The sequence below is a fragment of the uncultured Veillonella sp. genome (genome assembly GCF_963543145.1).
Taxonomy (GTDB): domain Bacteria; phylum Bacillota; class Negativicutes; order Veillonellales; family Veillonellaceae; genus Veillonella.
Genome location: NZ_CAUTZP010000001.1, coordinates 333,120 through 340,008, shown reverse-complemented (window position 1 = coordinate 340,008; position 6,889 = coordinate 333,120). Strand labels below are relative to the sequence as shown.

Annotated in this window: 7 protein-coding genes; 2 read left to right on the top strand and 5 right to left on the bottom strand. The window is 35.3% G+C overall.

The features are described from left to right. Positions 1-210: 210 nt before the first annotated feature. Entirely contained in the window at positions 211-828 is a 618-nt protein-coding gene (locus tag RWZ05_RS01645; RefSeq protein WP_314641448.1) for a phosphatase PAP2 family protein, read from the bottom strand. 199 nt (positions 829-1,027) lie between these two features. Next, a complete protein-coding gene (locus RWZ05_RS01640) occupies positions 1,028-2,383 on the bottom strand; it encodes a VanW family protein (protein WP_314641446.1) in 1,356 nt (451 codons plus the stop codon). Between the two features lie 105 nt (positions 2,384-2,488). Between RWZ05_RS01640 and RWZ05_RS01635 the strand changes: the two genes are divergently transcribed. Next, positions 2,489-3,499: a site-specific integrase gene (locus tag RWZ05_RS01635; protein WP_314641443.1), complete on the top strand. Its 1,011-nt coding sequence runs from the start codon at positions 2,489-2,491 to the stop codon at positions 3,497-3,499. Between the two features lie 78 nt (positions 3,500-3,577). On the opposite strand, the gene RWZ05_RS01630 is transcribed toward RWZ05_RS01635, so the two are convergent. After that, positions 3,578-3,886 (bottom strand): LysM peptidoglycan-binding domain-containing protein, encoded by a 309-nt coding sequence (locus RWZ05_RS01630; RefSeq protein ID WP_314641441.1) that lies wholly within the window; start codon positions 3,884-3,886, stop codon positions 3,578-3,580. A 252-nt stretch (positions 3,887-4,138) separates the two neighbouring features. Between RWZ05_RS01630 and lexA the strand changes: the two genes are divergently transcribed. Next, positions 4,139-4,810, top strand: coding sequence for a transcriptional repressor LexA (gene lexA, locus RWZ05_RS01625; protein WP_314641440.1), 672 nt, complete (start codon positions 4,139-4,141; stop codon positions 4,808-4,810). A gap of 120 nt (positions 4,811-4,930) precedes the next feature. On the opposite strand, the gene dapA is transcribed toward lexA, so the two are convergent. Then, positions 4,931-5,818 carry a 4-hydroxy-tetrahydrodipicolinate synthase gene (gene dapA / locus RWZ05_RS01620; protein ID WP_314641438.1) on the bottom strand — a complete coding sequence of 296 codons (888 nt, stop codon included), beginning with the start codon at positions 5,816-5,818 and terminating at the stop codon, positions 4,931-4,933. A gap of 20 nt (positions 5,819-5,838) precedes the next feature. Then, entirely contained in the window at positions 5,839-6,870 is a 1,032-nt protein-coding gene (locus tag RWZ05_RS01615; protein ID WP_314641436.1) for an aspartate-semialdehyde dehydrogenase, read from the bottom strand. Positions 6,871-6,889: the final 19 nt, after the last annotated feature.

Here is a 6,889-nt window from a genome sequence, read left to right as displayed (position 1 = left end):
GTTTATTTACCAATCTTTGGGACTGAAATAGCAACACTTTTTGTCCTATAACCCTAAAAAAATAAACTAGCTTATAGAAATATAGGCTAGTTTATTTTTTTAAGTATAATTACTTCCGATAACGATATATTATCGGAAGTAATTATATCAAGAAAATTGGGCCTAAATGGCCCAATCCCTTATGCTATATGGTTTTTCAGCTTATTAAGCTTATTTACGTTTAAATGTATACGGTTCGTATTCTACATCATTATTACGGTTAGTCCACCAGTTCCAACCAACTCTTGCTAACTTCCAAGCGATGAACCCTACAATGATCCCCAATACTAAGCCTGTTAATACATCTGTTGGATAATGTACAAATAAGTAAACTCTAGAGAATGCTACTACCACTGAAAATACCAATGCTAAAATCCCTAAATATCGTTTCTGAGGCGCTATTTGGCTCAAGCCTAGGTAAATAGTCATGGCAGATGCAAATGAACCAAAACTATGGCCTGATGGGAATGAAAAACTTGTCGCTTTAGGTAAAGCTGACTCTAATGGTACCGTAATATTCGGAAAATCTACAAATGGCCTTAAACGAGCCACAGTAGGTTTTAATCCTTGGTCACCGATGATAAACACAAATCCTAAGGCAATAATTATGGCTACGCCTAAAACTCGGTATTTTTTTTGAATCATCAATAATAACGCGATTATAATCCATAATGCGCCATTACTAGTAATCTTAGATATAATTGCCATAATAGGAGTTAAAAAACTATATACAAGGTGTTCATGTACATAGAAAATCACAGAGTGATCAAATTGTAAAATTGAGTCCATAACTTCCTCTTCTATTTTATTAAATGATACTTATTGAGAAACATTGAGAATGAATTAATAATTTTTTCTGTTATTGAGCAATCTATTCTTACATACTTGACTATGTATCAAATGATTTCTCATGTATAGTTCAAATAATAGCCTAAACTATTTCTATCATATGGTCAATAGTTTAGGCTATATTTAATAAAATCTTTAATTATGATTTCTTTTTCTCCGTTTTATTAGGTGGATTTGGTGGCGCTGCTGGTGTTGTAGGCATTGTAATGATCGTATCTACTGGATCATATACAGACTCAAAGGAATCTGTTTGTGTAACCCAGTTACCATAGGTAATGGTTCTATACGTATTCATCGTTAAACCAACATGCCCCTCCTGCACTTCTTTTTCTTTTAATGATGGATCTACCTTAGTGATAGTCTTGTTAGGAATTTCTCCATAATCACCGACCGAAATAGAAACATTTTTAGGCTTATCTTGAGCCGTACCTATAATGTAGATGGTTAACGTTCCGTTGTTCATAGAACTAAGGATATAAATCGATTGTTGGTAAGGATTTCTAAACTTAAAGTCTAAATAGCCCCAAGCTACCGTAGCATCACGACCAGCTTGAATATATCCTACTGGCTCAAAGTGTGGTGTACGTTCGATAATATTCATACCTGATAATAAAGCTGTATTAAATATGGTAGAACTTACTTGGCAAATGCCACCGCCAATACCTGGAACCAATTTACCATCTATCATAACAGGTGCATCATCATAGCCAGCCTCTGCAGTACGTTCACCGACAACATCGTTAAAGGAAAACTGTGCACCTGGTTTGATTAGGGTACCGTTTATTTTATCAGATGCTAATTGGATATTATGGGTTCTGCTTTCATTACCAGGATCATACTCCGTAGTGTAAGAAGCTAATACCGTATTCAATGGTTTTAAATCGGCATCACTTACTTTTACAGTATTCTGTGTAGTAAATACCATAGATAAGGTATTAATACTATCACCGGCTTGTAGATTATCTTTTAATTTCTTAAGAGTCGCATCAATATCGATACGTTTACCTTCTTTTGCTGGATGGAATACAACTTGTCCATTTTCAATGGTAAGGTATGCATCATGTCCTGGCGTATCAATTGTTTTTGCCAATTCAGTAAGATAGGTTTTACCTTTTACTTCATCAAGCTTATATTGTGGCTTAAAATGATGACCGTAGAATAAGGCATTAAATCTATTTGAAAGTAGCATCCGCATATCATTTTCATAGCCATATGTAGAAATAGCCTTTACCATAGCATCTGTATCGATTTGAACTCCTAAATCATGATAGGTAGCTTGTTGTTTTTTATTGTTCCCCATATCTATAGATATAGTTTGAGGGATTTTACTATTTACCTCTTGTAAGCGAGCCTGTAATTCATTCTTAGGTGTATTAGATAAATCTATATCATTGTAATATACACCATAAGAAATGTTTTCTATTGGAATATATGAACAGCCGCTCATCCCCAAAAGAACAAGTATAGTTCCTACTAAAAGATATTTCTTCGTCATTATTTATAAACTCTCCGGAATTAGTTATCATATTCTCTAATTATAGCATATTACCGTCCAATCTATGGTACAATTATATTGATAATTTTAGGGTAAGGGTGAACTATGTCAAAGTCTAAAGAACAACAGAAACATTTCTATTTGCGCAATAATGATGCGCTTATGAATAGCACTAAGTTGTCTATGAAAGCAAAACAAAGTATATTGTTATCTAAGGCTGAAAATACTGTTGATGCATACGAATCGGATTGGGACGATTTCGTAGATTGGTGTACCTATCAAAAGGTATCTTATTTTCCAGCTACACCAGAAACAATTGTGAACTATATAAATGATCTAGCTGATTATGCTAAGGCTAATACAATTTCTCGTCGTATTAGCGCCATATCTGAGAATTATAATGCCTCTGGTCATAGAGATAACCCTTGTATGGCACCTATAGTAAAACAAGCATTACGAGGGATTAGACGTTTAAAGGGTACATTCCAACAAGGTAAAACACCAGTTCTTCTAGAAGATATTGAAGAAATTCTAGAGTGTATGGATAAACTAGATATGCCTGAGTTGCAATTATTACGTGATAAAGCCATTCTTTTAATTGGATTTATGGGTGCTTTTCGTCGTAGTGAGATTGCGGCCATTACAATAGAACATCTTCAGTTTTCTCTACAAGGTGTTGAAATCTTTGTACCATCGTCAAAAGCAGACCAAGAAGGTCAAGGTGCTGTTGTAGCGATTCCTCATTTATCTGGTTCTCCTCTAGACGCAGTATGTGCCTTACAGCAATGGTTACGTGCCTCTGGTATTACTGAAGGGCCTGTATTTAGAGGTTTTACTAAAAATATGTCACTTCGTAAAACAGCCATATCCGATAAAATGATTGCAGAAATTGTAAAGAAATATATTTCTCTCATTGGTCTTGATCCAGCTATGTATGGTGCCCATAGTTTACGTCATGGTTTTGCAACCACTGCTGCAGCTTATGGTGTGGAAGAACGTAATATTATGAGACAAACACGTCATCATAGTGTTAACATGGTTCGTCGTTATATTAATGAAGCCAATAAGTTTGTAGATAATCCTATTTCAACAATCTTTGAAAAACGATTTAAATAAAAAGCAAAATGTAAATAACAAAAAGCAGCTAACTCTATCAGAGTAGCTGCTTTTCGGGTGGGATTATCCCATATATATTTAGTTTTGAGCCACATAGTCCAAAGCTCTAACTGGACTATCATTTTTCTTAACTGGTACTTTTAAAACTGTACCAGGAACTAATGCACCAGAGTCATCAATTTTGTTAAGTTCCTTCATAGCATATACCATTTCACGAATATCCATATCTTTATGAGCTGTGCGAGCTGCAATATCCCACATAGTATCACCTGCTTGAACTTTTACTTCACGAACAGCATGTGTATTTGCTTCTGCTACAGGGGTTGTCATATTATAGCCGAACAAGATAGTTAAGCACATTCCTACCATCATCAATACATTTTTCATCTCATACCTCACATTTATATCGAACATAATATCTAAGAACATTTGTTTGTCTACATGCTTATAATAGCACACGAACGAATGTTCGGTCAAGCGTTTGGAACAAATGTTTGCAAAAACTTTTAAAATTGCCTATAATAGGTATATAAGATAAGTAATTATCTTATATTTTTATTATATAGCACTAAATACGTAAATTTTTCCGCATATACATATTGATATTATTTAACGTTACATCGACTATGGAGGTTTATCGTGAGACGCCCTGCTACAGATATTAATACAAAACAGCGCCGTATATTAGATTTTATTAAAGACTCTTTACATAATGAATATCGTTGTCCTACTGTTCGGGAAATCTGTACGCATGTAGGCCTTAGCTCTACTTCTACTGTGCAATCTCACTTGAATGCGCTTGAAAAGTTTGGTTATATTAAACGTGATCCTAATAAAAATCGCGCTATTACAGTATTAGAGGATATAAAACCTTCTATTTCCGTAGACGGTAATGAAACATCAAGTTCTGATAATTTTGAATTCTTAGGGGCTGGTTTAAAACAAGTTCCTCTTATTGGTACTGTACAAGCTGGTATGCCTATTACAGCAGTAGAAAATTTAGAATCTACTCTTACTTTACCTGTTCAATTAACTGGTGATTCTGACTGCTTCTTATTACGCGTTCAAGGCGAATCGATGATGAATATTGGTATGTATGAAGGTGATATGCTCATCGTACGCCATCAAAATACGGCTAATAATGGTGATGTTGTTGTGGCGCGTATCGATGACGAAGCTACAGTGAAACGTTTCTATAAGGAAAATGGTCACATTCGTTTGCAACCAGAAAATGATGATTTCGATCCAATCATTGTAGATGATTGTCATATTGAAGGACTTGTTATTGGTCTTGTACGAGATAGAATATAATTTTTAAAATGGCTACAGATTAATATGTACCCCCTTTACTGGATAACCAGTAAAGGGGGTATTTTCATAAACAAAACCAGTAGCTACATAGTAGTTACTGGTTTTATGGTTATTACTATATTATTGTAAATATTCTGCTAATGCTTTATCAATATATGCAGCCTCATCAGCAGTTGGCTCACACATTGGTAAATTAAATACACCAGCAGGCAAACCAATTTTACGTGCTGCGTATTTTACAGGAATTGGATTTGTAGTGATAAACATAGCTTTAATAATCTCAGCTAAGCTTTGATGAAGACGAATAGCCTCATGATTATGACCCGCTTCAAACGCTTGAATCATAGCATTCATGTCTTTACCGGCCACATGAGATACTACAGAGACTACCCCACATCCCCCAACAGATAACATTGGTAATGTAAGACCATCATCACCACTGTACACCATGAAGTCATCTTTTGGCATTAAGCGTTTAATTTCTGATGCAATCATCAAATTTCCACTTGCTTCTTTGATAGCACAAATATGTGGATATTCATTGTGAAGTTGGACTAAGGTAGTTGGGAAAACCCCTGTTCCTACACGACTTGGTACATTGTACACCATGATTGGTAATGTAGTAGCTTCTGCAATAGCTTTAAAATGTAAATATTGACCTTGTTGGTTCGGTTTATTGTAATAAGGTACTACAACTAGCAAACCATCAATACCATCGATTTTAGAAACTTCTTTTACGAATTCTACGGAAGTTTTTGTATCATTAGTACCAACATTGGCAATAATTGTACCTTTATGACCACACTCTTTAGCGATAGCCCTAAATAAAGCTAATTTGTCCTCTTTAGACATACTTGGATTTTCACCCGTTGTACCGCATACAACAAGGCCATCGGAGCCATTATCTAATAGATGATTTGCAATAGCTACACTATTTTCTAGGTTTAGGGATCCATCATTATTAAATGATGTAATCATAGCCGTTAATACTCGACCAAAGGTTTTCATAGTTTCCTCCCCTTGATAGATTAAAATGCTTGTTTTTCTACCAAGTACTCAGCAATTTGCAACGCATTAAGAGCTGCACCTTTACGAATTTGGTCCCCTACAATCCAGAAATTCATCCCTTTATCGTTATATAAGTCTTTACGAATACGGCCGATTTCACAGTCGTTTTGATTAGATGTATATAAAGGCATTGGATAAATTTGATCTGCAGGATTATCTTTTACTTGTAAACCTGGGAATTTTTCACAAGCCGCTTTGAAAGCTTCAACAGATACAGGTTCTGCTGTTTCTACTAACACAGACTCAGAATGGGAACGATATACTGGAACACGTACAGTAGTTGGAACTACTTGAATAGTTTCATCATGAAGAATTTTTTGTGTTTCGTAAACCATCTTCATTTCTTCTTTTGTATAATCGTTGTCTAAGAACACGTCAATTTGTGGCAATAAGTTAAATGCTATAGGATAATGTTTTGGTGCAGAACCTGTAGGCAACAAGTTTGCTGTCATTTCTTCACCTGCAGTAAATTGTTTTACTTGGTTTTCAAGTTCTTCAATACCTTCTTTACCTGCACCAGATACAGCTTGGTATGTGCTTACAATAACGCGTTTAATAGGAGAAATATCATAAAGAGGTTTCAAACCTAGACTCATGATAATTGTAGAGCAGTTAGGATTTGCAATAATACCTTTATGTTTCAAAATATCTTCTGGATTAACTTCTGGCACTACGAGTGGAACCTCAGGATCCATACGGAATGCGCTAGAGTTATCGATAACAATAGCCCCGCGTTTCGCAGCTTCTGGTGCCAAAGTTTTAGATATGGAACCACCAGCGAAAAGTGCAATATCAATATCATCAAAAGATTCAGGCTTTGCTTCTTCTACAACATATGTTTTGCCATTTACAGTAAGTTCAGTACCAGCAGAACGAGCAGAAGCCAATAATTTTAGGTTTTCGTAAGGGAAGTTACGTTCTTCAATAAGTGTAATAAATTCAGCACCTACTGCACCAGTAGCACCTAGGATTGCAACATTAGGTTTTTTCATTGATAAATCTCCTTGCTCA